The organism is Microbacterium horticulturae, from assembly GCF_029094505.1.
Classification (GTDB): domain Bacteria; phylum Actinomycetota; class Actinomycetes; order Actinomycetales; family Microbacteriaceae; genus Microbacterium; species Microbacterium horticulturae.
In genome coordinates, this window is the sequence record NZ_CP119108.1 from 1,337,189 (window position 1) to 1,353,197 (window position 16,009).

Below are 16,009 nucleotides of genomic sequence, written 5' to 3' on the forward strand. Positions count from 1 at the left end.
GATCCGGGAACGGAGCCCACCCGCCGACCATGGACATCCGCGACATCCACACCCCCGTAATGCTCGACCGCTGCGTCGAGCTGCTGGCCCCCGCGCTCGAGCGCCCGGGTGCCGTGCTCGTCGACGCGACGCTCGGCATGGGCGGCCACACCGAGGCCTTCCTCGAGCGCTTCGCCGGTCTCCATGTGATCGGCCTGGACCGCGACACCGATGCGCTGCGCATCGCGCAGGAGCGCCTGGCGCGCTTCGCCGGGCGGGTCACCTTCGTGCACACCGTCTACGACGACATCGCCGAGGCGGTGACCGGGACCGGCCGCGACGGCGTCGACGGCATCCTCTTCGACCTGGGTGTCTCGTCCCTGCAGCTCGACGAGGCCGAGCGCGGTTTCGCCTACGCGCAGGACGCGCCGCTGGACATGCGCATGGACCAGTCGGCGGGCACCACCGCCGCCGACGTGCTGGCGACCTACAGCGAGGGCGAACTGCGGCGCATCTTCGAGCGCTACGGCGAGGAGAAGCTCGCCGGCCGTTATGCGCGCGCGATCATCGCGGCGCGCGGCACTGAGCCCATCGAGCGGTCCGGTCGCCTGGTCGAGATCCTGACGGATGCCACGCCCGCCGCCGTCGCCCGCGCCGGGCACCCGGCCAAGCGGGTGTTCCAGGCGCTGCGCATCGAGGTCAACGCCGAGCTCTCCGTGCTCGAGCACGCCATCCCCGCTGCGCTGCGCAGCCTGCACGTGGGCGGCCGCATCGTCGTGCTGTCGTACCAGTCGCTGGAGGACCGGCTCGTCAAGCGGGCTCTGGCCGCGGCATCCACGTCCACCGCCCCCGCGGGACTGCCCGTCGAACTCCCCGAACATGCCCCCCGCTTCCGTCTGCTGGTCAAGGGAGCCGAGCAGGCATCCGATGACGAGCGCGCACGCAACCGCCGTGCCGCGCCCGTCCGGCTGCGCGCCGCCGAGCGCGTGCGCCCCGATGATGCCCAGGAGATCGCATGAGCGCCCAGGCCGCCACCGCCCGCCCACTGTCCACACCCGCTGCGCGGCCCGTACGTCGGCTGCGCGCGCTCGAGCTGCCGGCCCTGCGCCGCCGCCCGCGCCTGTGGTACGGCCTGATCGCCGTGGCCGCGGCGCTCGGGATCGTCGGCGCGCAGATGGTCTTGTCGGTGATGACGACGCAGAGCTCGTACGAACTCGCCCGGCTGAACTCCCAGCACCACGAGCTGACGCTGCAGAAGCAGGTCCTCGACGACGAGCTGGCCGGGCTCGGTTCGCCGCAGTACCTCGCGGCGAATGCCGCGGCGCTCGGCATGGTCGTCGACAAGACGCCGAGCTACCTGCGCCTGAGCGACGGCAAGATCCTCGGCGCGCAGAAGGCGGCCTCGTCGACGTCGGCCATCACCCTCGGCAAGGGGTCGGTGGCCAACGAGCTGATCGCCGACACGCCGCTGGTGACCGACCCGCACGCCACGATCGACGGCAACGACAAGCAGAAGAAGACCTCGACCACCGAAAACATGACACCCGTGCCCGTGACCGACGGTCTGCCGACGGTTCGCACACACTGAGAACATGACGACCCGCAGCACTCGCAGCCCTCGCCGCCGTACGGTGGTCGCCCTCGGCGTCGTTCTCATCATCCTGTGCGCGTTCGTCATCCGCCTCGTCGACATCCAGGTCGTCAACGCGCAGGAGAACATCGACAACGCGATGGACCACGGCCTGAGCACCACCACGGTGCTCGCCGGCACGCGCGGCGAGATCGTCGACGACGACGGCACCCCGCTCGCCGTCGGCACGCTCAGCTACACCTGCCAGTTCAGCCCGAACATCGTGCGCACGCTCACCCTGCACGACACGCACGGCCAGGAAGTGCACGTCACCTGGGACGAGATGTCGGAGAAGATCGCCCAGATCACCGGGCAGAGCGCCGACGAACTGCGCAAGGCCGTCTCCGACGCGCTGATCGCGCACCCCGATCCCAAGGTCCCTGCCCAGTACGCGCCCCTGGCCAAGAACCTCACGACCGACCAGTACCGCAAGATCACGGCGCTGGGAGCCGACTACGTCGCATGCACCCCGAAGGCCGCACGCACGTACCCGAACGGCGCGGTGGGCGGCAACCTCATCGGTTTCATGAACGCCGAGGGCAAGCCCGGCGCGGGTCTGGAAAGCCAGTACAACCAGTGCCTGACGCCGTCGAACGGCAAGCTCACCTTCCAGAACGGCAAGGACGGCGTCATCATCCCCGGCACCGAGACGGAGACGCCCGCCGTGGACGGCGGCACGCTCAAGCTCACGATCGACTCCGACCTGCAGTGGTACATGCAGCAACTGGCTGAGCAGGCGACCAAGGAGACCGGCGCGCAGTACGCGACGATCTCGGTGCTCGACGTGAAGACCCACAAGCTGAAGGCCGCCGCCGAGTACCCGACCGTCGACCCGAACAACTACGACGCGAAGGGCTCGTACCTGTACAGCCGTATCTTCAACTCACAGTTCGAGCCGGGATCGACGTTCAAGGGCATCACCGCCGCCACGCTCATCGACACCGGGGCCGCCACTCCCACTTCGACGGCGCAGGTGCCCTGGGTCAAGCACTTCTCCAACGGCGCCGTGGTCAACGACGCGTTCCGGCACGGCGTGTCCACCTACACGCTCGCGGGCGCGCTCATGGACTCCTCCAACGTCGGAGCATCGATCTTCAGCGAACGCACGACGTTGAAGACCCGGTATCAGTACCTGAAGAAGTTCGGCATCGGCGACGGCTCCGCCATCCACTTCCTCGGTGAGACCAACGGCATCGTGCACCCGTACCAGGACTGGGACAACCAGATGCGCTACGACACCGCCTACGGTCAAGGTCTGACGACCACCGTGCCCGAACTGCTGACCGCGTACGAGGCGCTGATCGACGGGGGCGTGAAGTACCCGATCCAGCTCGTCGACTCGTGCACGAAGGCGGACGGGACCGAGGTGACCCCGACGCTGCCCAAGGCGGAGCGGGTTATCAGCGAGAAGACCTCGGCGACGATGCGCGAGATCTTCGAGAACGTGGCGCTGCAGTCGAACTCCTACGCCGACATGGTGAAGATCCCCGGCTACCGCATCGGCGTCAAGACCGGCACCGGCCAGATCGCCGAGAACGGGCACTACAAGAGCGGCGTGTACTACACGACGATGATCGGGTTCGCCCCCGCCGACGACCCGCAGTACCTCGTCGCGGTCACGCTCGATCAGCCCACTAAGGTAAGGTCGTCTACGGCCAACGCGCCCACCTTCGTGAAGGCGATGACCCAGGTTCTGAAGACCTATCGGGTGATGCCCGCGACGAAGAAGCCGACCATGCTGCCGAAGTTCGGCTGACGCGCGGCCCCCACACTCATGATCGCCCTCACCCTCGCTCAGATCGCCCGCGCCGTGTCGGGCACCCTGCACATCGCCGGTGCCGATACGGAAGGCACCGTCCTCGCTGGTCCCGTCGACACCGACTCCCGCCTCATCGAGCCCGGCGGCGTGTTCGTCGCCAAGCCCGGCGAGATCACCGACGGCCACCTGTTCGTCGACGCCGCCGCAGCCAACGGCGCCGCCGTCGCCATCGTCGAGCACCTCGTCGAGACCCGGATCTCGCAGATCGTCGTCTCCGACGCCGTCCAGGCGCTGGCCGACCTCGCGCGCGAGGTGGTCGCGCGGGTGCGCGCGCACGGCGACCTGAAGGTCGTCGGCATCACCGGCTCGAACGGCAAGACCACCACGAAGAACCTGCTGGCGCGCGTCCTGCAGGACGAGGGCGAGACCGTCGCCCCGCGTGCCTCGTTCAACAACGAAGTGGGTGCGCCGCTGACGATGCTGCGGGTGACGGATGCCACGCGCTACCTCGTGTGCGAGTTCGGGGCGTCCGGACCTGGCGCGATCGCGCGCCTGGCTGGCCTCGTCGACCCCGACGTCGGGGTCGTGCTGATGGTGGGAATGGCGCACGCCGGCGGCTTCGGCGGCATCGAAGGCACCGCGAAGGCCAAGGCCGAGCTCGTCCACGCGGTCCGCCCCAGCGGCGTGGCCGTGCTCAACGCCGACGACCCGCGCGTCGCCGCGATGGCGTCCATCGCCGACGAGCGCGGCCTCACGGTGCGCCGGTTCGGCACCGGTCCGACCGCTGATGTGCGCGCCGAGGAGACGGAGACGGATGCCGCGGGCACGCGCTGCACGCTTGTCGTCGACGGCGCGCGGCTGCCGCTGCACCTGCGTGTGCTGGGCGCCCACCACGTCTGGAACGCCATGGCGGCGCTCACCGCCGCCGTCGCTCTCGGCGTGGCACCGCAAGACGCCGTGGCGCGGCTGGAGACCGTCGAGCTCGCCGAGCGCTGGCGCATGCAGCCGCTCGGCAACGACCGCGTGCGCATCATCAACGACGCGTACAACGCGAGCCCCGACTCGATGGCGGCCGCGCTGCGCACGCTCGCGCAGATCACCGGCCCCGACGAGCGCACGGTGGCGGTGCTCGGCGCCATGAGCGAGCTCGGCGAATACGCCGGAGAAGAGCACGACCGCATCGGCGAGCTGGCCGTGCGACTGCGCATCCAGCGCATCGTCGTCATCGGCGCCGATGCGCGCCGGCTGTTCCTCGCCGCCGTCGGCGAGGGGTCATGGGATGACGAGGCCGTCTTCTTCGCGACCGCCGATGAGGCCTACGACTACCTGCTCACCGAGCTGCGCGACGGCGACCGGGTGCTGGTGAAGTCGTCCAACTCCGCGGGACTCCGCTTCCTCGGCGATCGTCTGGGAGAATCGTTCTCGTGAGGTCTCTCCTGACAGCGGCAGCGGTCTCGCTCGCGTTCACGCTCTTCCTGACACCCGTCTTCATGCGGCTGTTCCGCAAGTGGGGCTGGGGTCAGGTCATCCGCACGCCCGAGGATCCGCACAACCCCAGCCACGCAGCCAAGCGCGGCACCGTCACCATGGGCGGCACTATCTTCATCGCCGGCAGCGTCGTCGGCTACCTCGTCGGCTGCTTCACGGGCAACACCCCGCCCACCGTGTCGGGGTGGCTCGTCATCTGGATGATGGTGGGCTTCGGCGCCGTCGGCTTCATCGACGACTTCATGAAGGTCCGCAAACAGCGCAGCCTCGGCCTCAGCGGCTGGCCCAAGGTGCTCGGCCAGGTGATCGTCACGGTGCCGTTCGGCATCATGGCCCTGAACTTTCCCGACGCATACAACCAGACGCCCGGGTCGAAGTTCATCTCGCTGTTCCGCGACGTCCCGGTGCTGAACCTCTTCGCCCTCGGCGCCGTCGTGGGGTGGATCCTCTATCTGATCTGGATCAGCTTCCTCGGCGTCGCCTGGTCGAACAGCACCAATGTGACGGACGGGCTCGACGGCCTGGCCACCGGTATCGGCATCTTCACGATCGCCGCGATGAGCCTGGCCACGTTCTGGCAGTTCCAGCAGTCGTGCGCCGACGCCGCACTGCTCACGGCCTATCAGCCGGCGTGTTACACCACCCGTGACCCGCTCGATCTCACGATCATCGCGGCATCCTTCGTCAGCGCCCTGGTCGGATTCCTCTGGTGGAACGCGCCGAAGGCGAAGGTGTTCATGGGCGACGTCGGGTCGATGGCCATCGGTGGCGTCATCGCCGCGATGTCGATCCTGTCGCACACCGAGATCCTCGCGGCTCTCATCGCCGGTGCGTTCATCGTCGGACCCGGATCGGTCATCCTGCAGCGCATCTACTTCAAGGCCACGCGCGGCAAGCGGCTGTTCCTGATGAGTCCGTTCCACCATCATCTCGAGATGCGCGGGTGGCCGGAGATCACCATCGTCGTGCGCATGTGGATCATCGCCGGAATCCTCGCCGTCACCGGCATCGGCCTGTTCTACGTCGAATGGCTCTCGCTGACATGACCGAGCGCATCGCCGCACTGACCAGCTGGCACGCCGACTGGAAGGGCCTGCGGGTCGCCGTGCTCGGGCTGTCGGTGACCGGCTTCTCGGTCGCCGACACACTCGCCGAACTCGGCGCAGAGGTGCTCGTGGTCACCGAGAGCGCCTCCGAGGAGTACGCCCGGCTGCTGCCGGTGATCGGCGCACGCCTGCATCAGGGTCCGCTCGAAGAGGTTCCGGCGCCGCTGCGCGACTTCGCGCCGGAGGTCGTCGTCGCCTCACCCGGCTTCGCCCCGCACCACCCGGTGATCCGGTGGGCGCAGGAGCGCGGCATCCCGCTCTGGGGCGACCTCGAGGTCGCGTGGCGGGTGCGCGACAAGGTCACCCGGCCTGACGGTCGACCGGCCGACTGGGTGCTCATCACGGGCACGAACGGCAAGACCACGACCACCCAGATGACCGCGGCGATGCTCGTGGCGGGCGGTCTGCGTGCGGCGCCGTGCGGCAACATCGGCGTGCCGGTCCTCGATGCCGTGCGCGATCCGGGCGGCTTCGACGTGCTGGTCGTCGAGGTCTCCAGCCACCAGCTCTGGTATCTCTCGCACCAGGTCGGCGGCCCCGAGCCGGTCTCGCCCCACGCCGCGGTGTGCCTCAACCTGGCGCCCGACCATCTGCAGTGGCACGGCTCGTTCGACGCGTACCGCGATGCGAAGTCGTTCGTCTACGCGAACACGCGCGTCGCGTGCGTGTACAACCGGGCCGACGTCGCCACCCGGCGCATGGTCGAAGACGCCGACGTCGTCGAGGGGGCGCGCGCCATCGGCTTCGGGCTGGACGTTCCCGGGCCCAGCGATCTCGGCGTCGTCGACGGCATCCTCGTCGACCGGGCCTTCCTTGATGATCGGCGCACGACCGCGCTCGAGCTGTGCACGGTCGACGATCTGGCCGAGCAGGGGCTGGCCGCTGCGCACATCGTCGCGAACGCGCTGGCCGCAGCCGCTCTCGCCCGCTCGCTCGACGTGCCGCCCGCCGCCATCCGCGCGGCCCTGCGCGACTTCCGCCTCGACGCGCACCGCATCGAGATCGTCGCCAGCGCCGACGGCATCACCTGGATCGACGACTCGAAGGCGACGAACCCGCACGCCGCGGCCTCGTCACTGGCCGCCTACCCCGGCGCGGTCTGGGTCGTGGGCGGCCTGCTGAAGGGCGTGGACATCAGCGACCTCGTGCAGACCCGGGGCCCGGCCGCCAAGGCGGCGATCGTCATCGGCGTCGACCGCGCGCCGGTCCTCGCGGCGTTCGCGCGACACGCGCCGACGGTGCCGGTCGTGGAGGTCGACGGCGGCGAGACTGAGGATGTCATGGCGCGGGTCGTCGAGATCGCGACCGGAATCGCCGCTGACGGGGACGTGGTTCTGCTCGCACCCGCCGCGGCGTCTTTCGACCAGTTCTCGTCCTACGCCGACCGGGGGTCGCGCTTCGCAGCCGCCGTGCACGAGCTGATCGCGAGGGGGGACGATGACCAGCACGACGATCCGTCCTCCGCACGGGGCCGCTGACGAGCCGGACCGCCGTCGGCCGCTGTCGGCGCGCGTCGTCCTGGGCAGGGTGTTCGCGCCCGTGCCCAGCGAGTTCCTGCTGATCCTGTCGACCGCGCTGATGCTGACCGGCTTCGGTCTGGTGATGGTGCTGTCGGCGACGTCGGCCGTGGGGTCGGCCAACGGCGACAAGCCGTATGAGGCCCTGGCCAAGCAGGCGGTGTTCGCCGCGATCGGCATTCCGATGATGCTCGTGGCCAGTCGCTTCTCGGTGTCGTTCTGGAAGAAGATAGCCTGGCCCGCGCTGATCGGCGCCACCGCTTTCCAGATGCTCGTGTTCACGCCGTTGGGCATCAACAACGACGGCAACACGAACTGGATCCGCATCGCGGGACTGCAGGCGCAGCCCTCCGAACTGCTCAAGCTCGCCCTGGCCCTGTGGCTGGGATACGTGCTGTTCCGCAAGCAGACGCTGTTGGGCCTGTGGCGGCACGTGTTCATCCCGCTCGTGCCCGTCTCGGTGGCGGTGATCGCCACGGTCCTGGCCGGTCACGACCTGGGCACCGCGATGATCCTCGTGCTCATCGTGCTGTCGGCGCTGTTCTTCTCCGGGGTGAAGCTGCGCATCTTCATCCTTCCCACGTTGCTGTCGGTGGTTCTCGTGGCGGTGCTGGCGGTCACCAGTCCCAACCGCATGTCGCGCATCATGACCTTCCTTGACGCGCAGTGCACCGACTACTTCGACAAGTGCTATCAGCCCCTGCACGGCATCTGGGGGCTGGCCAGCGGCGGGGTGTTCGGGCTCGGCCTGGGCAACTCCAAGCAGAAGTACGACTGGCTCCCGGCCGCTGCCAACGACTACATCTTCGCGATCGTCGGAGAAGAGCTCGGGCTCATCGGCTGCTGCGTGGTGCTCGTGCTGTTCGCACTGTTCGCCGTGGGGTCCTTCCACGTGATCCGCCGTACCACCGACCCGTTCGTGCGCATCGTCTCGGGCGCGATCACGGTCTGGATCGTCGGCGAGGCGCTCCTGAACATCGGCGTCGTCCTGCGTCTGTTCCCGGTGCTGGGCGTGCCGTTGCCGTTCATGTCGCAGGGGGGCACCTCTCTGCTGTCCACCCTGCTCGCATGCGGGGTGCTGCTGTCGTTCGCGCGCACGCTGCCGGCGAAGCAGCCCGCCACGACCGGTTAGTCTCTCTGGGTGACGACGTATCTTCTGGCCGGCGGCGGAACTGCCGGCCATGTGAACCCGCTGCTTGCGGTCGCCGACGGTCTGCGCGCACGGGACGCCGACGCCGAGGTGCTCGTCCTGGGCACCAGAGAAGGCTTGGAAGCGCGCCTCGTACCCGAGCGCGGCTACGAGCTGCTGTTCGTCGACAAGGTTCCGTTCCCGCGGCGGCCGAATCGGGATGCCGCGGCCTTCCCCGCCCGCTTCCGCCGGGCGATTCTGCAGGTGCGCGCGCACATCCGCGAGCGCGGCGTCGACGTGGTGGTCGGCTTCGGCGGCTATGCGGCGGCACCCGCTTACATCGCCGCGCGGCGTGAAGGCGTGCCGGTGGTCGTGCACGAGGCGAACGCGAAGCCGGGGCTGGCCAACGTGCTGGGCGCGCGGAGAGCGGCCGCGGTCGGCGTCGCCTTCGAGGGCACGCGGCTGCGCGGCGGGGAAGTGGTCGGGATGCCGCTGCGCCGCGAGATCGTCGATCTCGATCGTGCGGCGATCCGAGAGGAGGCCGCGGCGTTCTTCGGGCTCGAGGCAGCCCGTCCCACCGTCCTCGTGTTCGGCGGATCGCTGGGTGCGCGTCGGTTGAACGACGCCTTCGGCGGCGCGTGGCGCGACATCCTCGGCGCAGGCTGGCAGCTGCTGCATGTGACGGGGGAGCGCAGCGAGCACTCGGACCCCGAGGTCGAGGGGTACGCCCTGCACCGCTACATCGACCGCATGGACCTCGCGTTCGCGCTGGCCGATCTCGTCGTCTCCCGCTCAGGGGCCGCGACCGTCAGTGAGATCAGTGCGCTCGGGCTCCCTGCCGTGTACGTGCCCTACGCCGTCGGCAACGGCGAGCAGAGCCTTAACGCCGCATCGGCCGTCCGTGCGGGTGCGGCCCGGCTCATTCCCGACGCCGACCTCACCCTCGAGCGGGTGCGTGAGGAGATCATCCCGCTTCTGGAGGACGACGCGGCGCGCGAGCAGATGCGGGCGGCCGCGGCATCCACCGGCATCCGCACCGGAACCGAGAACGTCATCGCGCTGATCGACCGGGCGCTGGCGGGCTAGCGGGTCACGCCTGCGCGCGCAGCGCCGCCGCGGCGATCTGCAGCGCCTCGTCGGCGTCGAGCCCGAGCGAGCGGATCTGCTCGACGAACGCCGCCGCCGCGCGCTGCGCCTGCTGCCGGATGGGATCGCGGTCGAGCGTCACGAAGCTGCCGGCGCGGCCACGGGTCTCGATGACGCCGGCCGCCTCGAGCTCGCGGTACGCGCGCGCCACGGTGCCGGGCGCCACGCCGAGGTCGTCGGCGAGGCGCCGCACGGTGGGCAGCCGCTCGCCGGCTACGAGTTCACCCGAGGCGACCGCATCGACGAACTGCGCCCGCAGCTGCTCGAAGGGCGGTGTCGGGCTGGACGGATCGACGGTGATCATGCGGACCTCTCAGCGGGAGTCGGGCACAGGCCCGGACGCAGGCGTCCCGCCCCGAGGACATACACGAGCTGCAGGAACGGGATGCCGAAGAACACCAGCCATGCGCTCGTCTGGGTGGATGCGGCGCCGGCGCTCAGCAGCGTGACCGCCACAGCGCCCACCGGAAGCCAGCTCGCAATGGCCGCCCCGGCGCGGAGCGAACTCAGTGCGGTCGTCCGAAAGAGATCGTCCCAGGCGAGTTCGATGTCATTGCTCGCCGGCTGTGCGCGGTCGAGCACGCGATGCTCCAGCAGGGCTGTCCACACGGTGACGACCAGCGCAACGACGAGGCATCCCACGATCAACGGCAGCCCGGAGCGAAGGGCGGGCGAGGCCGTCGCGCCGACCGCCGTCGATCCGGCGGCGAGGATGCCGACGCCGAGCAGCACGCGCGGCAGAACCGTGCGGGTGGTGCCCAGGTAGTCACCGACGCGCAGTCGAGCCGCCCGTGCGATCCGCACCGCGCCGGCCTCGGGCCGGAAGAGCGGATGCCGGGCGGTATGGACACCCGCGGTGAGGGTGGTGACGCCGCACACGATGATCACCACGAGGACCCACGGCGCGGAGGGGAAGGTGCCCAGAGGCGTCAGCAGCAAGACCAGTGCGTAGCCGGTCATGGCAGCCAGCAGCATCCACATGCCGATCCGTGTGCGTTCGCGGATCGCGCGGCCGATGTGCTCCTGGGTCGCAGCCGCCGTGAAGGGCAGGCCTGCGCGCAACGCCGTCTGGCCCGCGTTGCGCATGCCCCACCCACGCCGGGACGACAGCACCAGGAAGACGACCGGCAGCGCATGAAGCGTCAGCATCATGGTGAGGTTCGTGATCCGGTCGTCACCCATGCGACGTTTGTATCACCGTTTGTCCATATGTGTCAATACAAACTGGCCCTTCGTGACGAGGCGTCCCAGCGCCCTCCCAGCGCGCCACGACCGGCGCCCACGGCCCGCCAACCTAGGATGGAGGCGACATGATCAGACCCGATTTGACCCTTCCCATCCCCGACGAGATCCGGGCCGCGCACTTCATCGGCATCGGCGGTTCGGGGATGTCGGGGCTCGCGCGGATGTTCCTGGCCCGCGGCATCCACGTCTCTGGGTCTGACCGCGCCGACAGCGCGAACCTGCGGGCCCTGGCCGAGCTCGGCGCCCAGGTGCACATCGGGCATGACGCCGCACACCTGGGCGATGCCGACACCGTCATCCACACCGGTGCGATCTGGCCGGAGAACCCCGAGTACGTGGCGGCCAAGGAACGCGGGCTCGCGGTGATCCACCGCTCGCAGGCGCTGTATTGGCTGATCGGCGGCCGGCGCCTGGTCGCGGTGGCCGGCGCCCACGGCAAGACCACTTCGACGGGCATGATCGTCACGGCCCTCCAGGCGCTCGACGCCGACCCGACGTTCGTCAACGGGGGAGTGATCGCCCAGCTCGGCGTCTCGAGCGGGACCGGCACCGACGACCTCGTGGTCATCGAGGCCGACGAGTCCGACGGCACTTTCGTGCTGTACGACACGTCGGTCGCCCTCATCACGAACGTCGACCCCGACCACCTCGACCATTACGGCACGGCCGACGCGTTCTACGCCGCCTTCGCCGACTTCGCGAACAAGGCGCGCGAGGCCGTCGTGATCTCGGCCGACGACCCCGGTGCGCAGCGCGTGACACGTGCGCTGACCCATCCGAACGTCATCACGTTCGGCACTGCAGCCGAGGCCGATGTGCGGGTGACCGGGATCACGACCGAGGGCCCGGTGGCCTTCACCCTCACGCATGGGGACAGCTCGGTGCGCGTGCAGCTCGCGATCCCCGGGGCGCACAACGCTCTGAACGCCGCCGGCGTGGCCGCGGTGCTGCTCACCCTCGGCTACGACCTCGACGCCGCCGCGCGGGCGATCACCGGGTTCACCGGCACCGTGCGCCGCTTCGAGCTGCACGGCGTCGAGCACGGGGTCAGCGTGTACGACGACTACGCGCACCACCCCACCGAGGTCGCCGCGGCGCTCGATGCCGCCCGCACCGTGATCGGCGACGGGCGCATCATCGCGATGCACCAGCCGCACACCTACTCGCGCACGCAGCAGATGCACCGCGAGTTCGCCGAGGTGCTCGAGTCGCGCGCCGACCACACGGTCGTGCTCGACGTGTACGGCGCCCGCGAAGACCCGGTGCCGGGCGTGACCGGCAAGCTCGTCAGCGATGACTTCGCCGACGCGTCGCACGTGCACTTCGTCGCCGACTGGCAGGAGGCCGCCGACTACACCGCGTCGGTCGCGCGCCCGGGCGATTACATCATCACGCTCGGCTGCGGCAACGTCTACCTGATCATCCCGCAGGTGCTGCAGGCCCTCGCCGCCGGTGTCGGCGCAGATGCCTCCACCGGCACGATCACGGCGGCGTCGGGGGAGTAACCGGGATGCGCCGGCCGACGCCCCTGCCCGCCCCGCCCCGGGTGGAGCGACCGAAGCGTCCTGAGTACCCGACGCTCGAGCCGCGTTCGATCGGCGAGCCGGACCCGACCGTCGAGCCCGACCCGATCGGCGAGCCGGAGGCCACGGCCCCCGTCATCCCGCTGTCGACGGGGCCGGATGCCGCGCCCGCCGTGACCGGCATCGCTGAGATGCCCGCGAACGACGGAGAGCGGGTGCGCTGGCACGATGTGTGGCGGGCGTCCCGTGCGCGTCGCCGGGCCCTGCGCGCGGAGGTGCGGCGCTTCACTGCGCGGCAGCGCCGTCGACGCATCGTGTGGCTGAGCGTGCTGGGCGCATTCGTGCTGCTGGTGGCGGGTTCCTTCGGGGCGGCGTACAGTCCGCTGTTCGCGGTCCGTGAGATCCATGTGGTCGGGACCTCGGCGCTCGATGAAGCGAAGGTCGCCGCGGCGCTGAAGAGCCAGCTGGGCACCCCTCTGCCCCTCGTCGATCAGGCGGCGGTCAAAGCTGCTCTCGTCACCTTCCCCCTCGTCGAGACCTACACGCTGCAGGCACAGCCGCCGCACGAGCTGATCGTGCGCATCGTCGAGCGCACACCCGTCGGCGTCGTGACCTCGGCTGCCGGCTACACGGTCGTCGATGCGGCGGGCGTCGCACTGTCGACCTCATCGGCGAAGCCGAAATCGCTGCCGGTGCTGACGATCGGCGGCGGGACGAGCTCAGAGGCCTTCCGCTCGGCCGGCCAGGTCATCCGCTCTCTGCCCAGCGCCATCCGCTCGAAGGTCACCGCGGTATCGGCGACGACCCCCGACGACGTGACGCTCACACTCGGCAAGACCGGCACCAAGGTCGTGTGGGGCAGCGCCGACGAGTCGGCGCGGAAGGGCGTCGTGCTGCAGACGCTGATGAAGGCCAAGCCGCCGTCGAAGGTCACCTCGTACGACGTGTCGAGCCCCGACGCCGTTCTCGTGCGCTGAATCCGTCGCGACTTCGGCGACACGCCCAACATGTACCGCCGTGCGGGGCCGGTCCCGCTTACGTTCAACGAGAAGGAATTGCATACCGGGCAATTCTTTAAACCTCTAGATGAGGTTGAAGGTTTAAGAGCTTGGTTCGGGACGAGACGGAGGCCGGCATGAGCCAGAACCAGAACTACCTCGCAGTGATCAAGGTGGTCGGAGTCGGCGGTGGCGGAGTCAATGCCGTCAACCGCATGATCGAACTGGGTCTGCGGGGCGTGGAGTTCATCGCGATCAACACCGACGCGCAGGCGCTGCTGATGAGTGATGCCGACGTCAAGCTGGACGTCGGTCGCGAGCTGACACGGGGGCTGGGCGCAGGCGCCGACCCCGAGGTCGGGCGCCGTGCGGCCGAAGACCACGCGGAAGAGATCGAAGAGGCGCTCGCGGGCGCCGACATGGTCTTCGTCACCGCGGGTGAGGGCGGCGGAACGGGCACCGGAGGTGCACCCGTCGTCGCGAAGATCGCGAAGTCGATCGGTGCCCTCACCATCGGTGTGGTCACCAAGCCGTTCTCGTTCGAGGGACGGCGTCGGCAGAGTCAGGCCGAGGGCGGTGTGGCCCGCCTGAAAGAAGAGGTCGACACCCTCATCGTCGTGCCGAACGACCGGCTGCTGGAGATCAGCGACCGCGGCATCTCGATGATCGAGGCGTTCGCGACGGCCGATCAGGTGCTCCTGGCCGGTGTCCAGGGCATCACCGACCTCATCACGACGCCGGGGCTCATCAACCTCGACTTCGCCGACGTCAAGTCGGTCATGCAGGGGGCGGGCTCCGCGCTCATGGGCATCGGCTCGGCACGTGGCGCCGATAGGGCGATCAAGGCCGCGGAGCTGGCGGTCGAATCTCCGCTGCTGGAGGCGTCGATCGAGGGCGCGCACGGCGTGCTGCTGTCGATCCAGGGCGGATCGAACCTCGGCATCTTCGAGATCAACGACGCCGCGCAGCTGGTGAAGGAGGCCGCGCATCCCGAGGCCAACATCATCTTCGGTACTGTCATCGACGACACCCTCGGCGACGAGGTGCGCGTGACCGTGATCGCGGCGGGCTTCGACGGCGGCGAGCCGCAGTCGCGCATCGAGCCGATGACCGCACAGCGTCCGGTGGCGCCCGCGCTGCCCGACGTGCCGGCCGAAGAGGCGGCACGTGCCGGAGAGGGCGACGGCGAAGGCGCCAAGAAGCCGGAGTCGATCCCCGTGGCCGTCGTCGCCGACACGGCGTACGAATCGGCCTTCGGCGATGACGACCTCGACATCCCCGACTTCCTGAAGTAGCACGTGGACGATCTCGCCTCACGTCTGGCTGCGGTCGACGCGCGCATCGCGGATGCGGCGCGCGCGGTCGGCCGCGACCCGAGCGAGATCACCCGCATCGTCGTCACCAAGTTCCATCCGGCCTCCCTCGTCTCCGACCTCTTCCGTCTCGGGGTCCGCGACGTGGGGGAGAACCGGCAGCAGGAGCTGACGGCGAAGACGCAGGAGCTCGTGGCGCTCGAAGGGCTTCGCTGGCACTTCATCGGCCAAGCACAGACCAAGAAGGCACGGGCGGTCCGGGCTGCGGCATCCGTCGTCCACTCCGTCGACCGCGCCCGACTCGCCGACGCCCTCGATAGCGTCGGCGAGGACGGCGACGTCCTCGACGTGCTGCTGCAGATAAATCTCACCGACGATCCGGGCCGCGGGGGCGTCGCGCCGGATCAGATCGAACCGCTCGCCGAGCACGTGGTGGGGGGATGCCCCACCCTGCGGGTCCGCGGCGTGATGGCGGTGGCGCCGCTCGATGAGCCGGCCGCCGCGGCGTTCGAACGGCTGGCCGGGTACGCCGGGCGGCTGCGGACGGTCGTGCCCGATGCCGACTGGATCTCAGCCGGGATGACCGCCGACTTCCCCGAGGCGATAGCCGCAGGCGCGACACACCTGCGGATCGGCTCGGCAATCACGGGCGAGCGGCCCCCACACCTTTAGCCTCGAATCAGACGAGCAAACGGAGGATGCGATGTCGAACCCGCTCAAGAAGACCATGGTGTACCTGGGCCTGGCCGACGAAGAAGAAGAGGTGTACGAAGAGGAGCAGGCGACCCAGCCCGCACCCCGCAGCACCGCGAAGAACGTCGAGAAGGCTGCTCCGGTGACGCCGATCCATCGTCCCACCGTGGTGCGCCAGCCCGTGCCGAGCGCGGTGACCGAGATCCTCACGGTGCACCCCAAGCAGTACCGGGATGCGCAGCTGATCGCCGAGAACTTCCGCGAGGGCATCCCGGTGATCATCAACCTGTCACAGATGAGCGACGCCGATGCACGGCGTCTCGTCGACTTCGCCAGTGGTCTGTCGCTGGGCCTGCACGGACGCATCGAGCGCGTGACCAGCAAGGTGTTCCTGCTGTCGCCGGAGAACGTCGCGCTGTCGGGCGACGGCACGGTGGCGCAGGCCGATCCGGACGTCGCGCCCTTCTCGCAGTCGTAGCAGCC

At 69.5% G+C, this 16,009-nt stretch carries 15 protein-coding genes; 13 read left to right on the forward strand and 2 right to left on the reverse strand.

Features of this window, described 5'->3' with window-relative positions; genetic code table 11:
• The first annotated feature begins 29 nt into the window (after positions 1-29).
• Genes rsmH through murG form a run of 8 tightly spaced genes read left to right on the forward strand, consistent with a single transcriptional unit; the run spans position 30 to position 9,694 of the window.
• On the forward strand, positions 30-998 hold the full coding sequence (gene rsmH, locus PU630_RS06270; RefSeq protein ID WP_275279481.1) for a 16S rRNA (cytosine(1402)-N(4))-methyltransferase RsmH: 969 nt from the start codon (positions 30-32) through the stop codon (positions 996-998).
• The gene (gene ftsL, locus PU630_RS06275; RefSeq protein ID WP_275279482.1) at positions 995-1,567 is read left to right on the forward strand and encodes a cell division protein FtsL; all 573 of its coding nucleotides are present in this window, start codon (positions 995-997) and stop codon (positions 1,565-1,567) included. The genes rsmH and ftsL overlap by 4 nt, the downstream gene beginning before the upstream one ends.
• 4 nt (positions 1,568-1,571) lie before the next feature.
• On the forward strand, positions 1,572-3,365 hold the full coding sequence (locus PU630_RS06280) for a peptidoglycan D,D-transpeptidase FtsI family protein (protein ID WP_275279483.1): 1,794 nt from the start codon (positions 1,572-1,574) through the stop codon (positions 3,363-3,365).
• An 18-nt stretch (positions 3,366-3,383) separates the two neighbouring features.
• Positions 3,384-4,796 (forward strand): UDP-N-acetylmuramoyl-tripeptide--D-alanyl-D-alanine ligase, encoded by a 1,413-nt coding sequence (locus PU630_RS06285; RefSeq protein ID WP_275279484.1) that lies wholly within the window; start codon positions 3,384-3,386, stop codon positions 4,794-4,796.
• The gene (mraY, locus tag PU630_RS06290) at positions 4,793-5,902 is read left to right on the forward strand and encodes a phospho-N-acetylmuramoyl-pentapeptide-transferase (protein ID WP_275279485.1); all 1,110 of its coding nucleotides are present in this window, start codon (positions 4,793-4,795) and stop codon (positions 5,900-5,902) included. Before PU630_RS06285 ends, mraY begins: the two co-directional genes overlap by 4 nt.
• Positions 5,899-7,440 (forward strand): UDP-N-acetylmuramoyl-L-alanine--D-glutamate ligase, encoded by a 1,542-nt coding sequence (gene murD, locus PU630_RS06295; protein WP_275279487.1) that lies wholly within the window; start codon positions 5,899-5,901, stop codon positions 7,438-7,440. The genes mraY and murD overlap by 4 nt, the downstream gene beginning before the upstream one ends.
• The gene (gene ftsW, locus PU630_RS06300; RefSeq protein WP_275279488.1) at positions 7,400-8,611 is read left to right on the forward strand and encodes a putative lipid II flippase FtsW; all 1,212 of its coding nucleotides are present in this window, start codon (positions 7,400-7,402) and stop codon (positions 8,609-8,611) included. The genes murD and ftsW overlap by 41 nt, the downstream gene beginning before the upstream one ends.
• Positions 8,612-8,620: 9 nt before the next feature.
• Positions 8,621-9,694: an undecaprenyldiphospho-muramoylpentapeptide beta-N-acetylglucosaminyltransferase gene (murG, locus tag PU630_RS06305; RefSeq protein WP_275279489.1), complete on the forward strand. Its 1,074-nt coding sequence runs from the start codon at positions 8,621-8,623 to the stop codon at positions 9,692-9,694.
• A gap of 4 nt (positions 9,695-9,698) precedes the next feature.
• Here murG and PU630_RS06310 read toward each other — a convergent pair whose 3' ends face one another.
• Both PU630_RS06310 and PU630_RS06315 read right to left on the reverse strand, forming a co-directional pair.
• Complete coding sequence (locus tag PU630_RS06310) at positions 9,699-10,058, reverse strand: GntR family transcriptional regulator (protein ID WP_275279490.1); 360 nt, start codon at positions 10,056-10,058, stop codon at positions 9,699-9,701.
• Positions 10,055-10,936, reverse strand: a complete 882-nt coding sequence (locus tag PU630_RS06315) for a Hint domain-containing protein (RefSeq protein ID WP_275279491.1) — start codon at positions 10,934-10,936, stop codon at positions 10,055-10,057. Before PU630_RS06315 ends, PU630_RS06310 begins: the two co-directional genes overlap by 4 nt.
• A gap of 128 nt (positions 10,937-11,064) precedes the next feature.
• Between PU630_RS06315 and murC the strand changes: the two genes are divergently transcribed.
• From murC to PU630_RS06340, 5 genes are all read left to right on the forward strand, one after another.
• Positions 11,065-12,504 carry a UDP-N-acetylmuramate--L-alanine ligase gene (gene murC / locus PU630_RS06320; RefSeq protein WP_275279492.1) on the forward strand — a complete coding sequence of 480 codons (1,440 nt, stop codon included), beginning with the start codon at positions 11,065-11,067 and terminating at the stop codon, positions 12,502-12,504.
• Positions 12,505-12,509: 5 nt separating this feature from the next.
• Complete coding sequence (locus PU630_RS06325) at positions 12,510-13,499, forward strand: cell division protein FtsQ/DivIB (protein WP_275279493.1); 990 nt, start codon at positions 12,510-12,512, stop codon at positions 13,497-13,499.
• 158 nt (positions 13,500-13,657) lie between these two features.
• Complete coding sequence (gene ftsZ, locus PU630_RS06330) at positions 13,658-14,815, forward strand: cell division protein FtsZ (RefSeq protein ID WP_275279495.1); 1,158 nt, start codon at positions 13,658-13,660, stop codon at positions 14,813-14,815.
• 3 nt (positions 14,816-14,818) lie between these two features.
• On the forward strand, positions 14,819-15,505 hold the full coding sequence (locus tag PU630_RS06335) for a YggS family pyridoxal phosphate-dependent enzyme (RefSeq protein ID WP_275279496.1): 687 nt from the start codon (positions 14,819-14,821) through the stop codon (positions 15,503-15,505).
• Positions 15,506-15,536: 31 nt separating this feature from the next.
• Positions 15,537-16,004 carry a cell division protein SepF gene (locus tag PU630_RS06340; RefSeq protein ID WP_275279497.1) on the forward strand — a complete coding sequence of 156 codons (468 nt, stop codon included), beginning with the start codon at positions 15,537-15,539 and terminating at the stop codon, positions 16,002-16,004.
• Positions 16,005-16,009 lie beyond the last annotated feature (5 nt).

What these genes read in the sequence shown, in the direction of transcription:
- PU630_RS06285 (WP_275279484.1), top strand. Translation starts at nt 3,384, where the DNA reads ATGATCGCCCTCACCCTCGCTCAGATCGCCCGCGCCGTGTCGGGCACC.
- PU630_RS06315 (WP_275279491.1), bottom strand. Translation starts at nt 10,936, where the DNA reads ATGGGTGACGACCGGATCACGAACCTCACCATGATGCTGACGCTTCAT.
- PU630_RS06310 (WP_275279490.1), bottom strand. Translation starts at nt 10,058, where the DNA reads ATGATCACCGTCGATCCGTCCAGCCCGACACCGCCCTTCGAGCAGCTG.
- ftsZ (WP_275279495.1), top strand. Translation starts at nt 13,658, where the DNA reads ATGAGCCAGAACCAGAACTACCTCGCAGTGATCAAGGTGGTCGGAGTC.
- ftsL (WP_275279482.1), top strand. Translation starts at nt 995, where the DNA reads ATGAGCGCCCAGGCCGCCACCGCCCGCCCACTGTCCACACCCGCTGCG.
- rsmH (WP_275279481.1), top strand. Translation starts at nt 30, where the DNA reads ATGGACATCCGCGACATCCACACCCCCGTAATGCTCGACCGCTGCGTC.
- PU630_RS06280 (WP_275279483.1), top strand. Translation starts at nt 1,572, where the DNA reads ATGACGACCCGCAGCACTCGCAGCCCTCGCCGCCGTACGGTGGTCGCC.
- murC (WP_275279492.1), top strand. Translation starts at nt 11,065, where the DNA reads ATGATCAGACCCGATTTGACCCTTCCCATCCCCGACGAGATCCGGGCC.
- PU630_RS06325 (WP_275279493.1), top strand. Translation starts at nt 12,510, where the DNA reads ATGCGCCGGCCGACGCCCCTGCCCGCCCCGCCCCGGGTGGAGCGACCG.
- murD (WP_275279487.1), top strand. Translation starts at nt 5,899, where the DNA reads ATGACCGAGCGCATCGCCGCACTGACCAGCTGGCACGCCGACTGGAAG.
- PU630_RS06340 (WP_275279497.1), top strand. Translation starts at nt 15,537, where the DNA reads ATGTCGAACCCGCTCAAGAAGACCATGGTGTACCTGGGCCTGGCCGAC.
- ftsW (WP_275279488.1), top strand. Translation starts at nt 7,400, where the DNA reads ATGACCAGCACGACGATCCGTCCTCCGCACGGGGCCGCTGACGAGCCG.